The 341-nt window shown below is 37.0% G+C and carries 1 protein-coding gene; it reads left to right on the top strand.

All coding sequences use genetic code 11. From position 1 onward, the window contains the following. Positions 1 to 66: 66 nt before the first annotated feature. The coding region (locus BZJ21_RS15715; protein WP_131826367.1) for a transposase family protein at positions 67 to 341 on the top strand (275 nt) is incomplete at its 3' end.

The following is a 341-nucleotide window of genomic DNA, read 5'->3' as shown; positions in this document are numbered from 1 at the left end:
AAAGGATCAATTTGTTGATCATTTTCAGTGCGATTTAATGGTCTCCTAACGTTTAGGAGATTAAAAATGACAGAAGATAAAAGTCCATTTATGCATTTCGTTTCCATTAGAGACATTCGCCAAGAAGGTAAAGTTGAACATACGTTATCAGATATTATTTTGATAACGATTTGTGCGGTGTTGTCTGGTCATGATACCTGGAAAGGTATTAGTGATTATGGACGTAAGCAGCGTGATTTTTTATTACGCTTTGGCTTCTCAGGTAAAACATCACCCTCGGCAGATACGATTGCAAGAGTGATGGGAACCATCAGTACAAAAGCATTACAAAAAGCCTTCAT

The organism is Salinivibrio costicola subsp. alcaliphilus, assembly GCF_001996185.1.
Classification (GTDB): Bacteria; Pseudomonadota; Gammaproteobacteria; order Enterobacterales; family Vibrionaceae; genus Salinivibrio; species Salinivibrio costicola.
The sequence above is the reverse complement of the archived record's forward strand: the minus strand, read 5'-3'. Positions and strand labels throughout refer to the sequence as shown.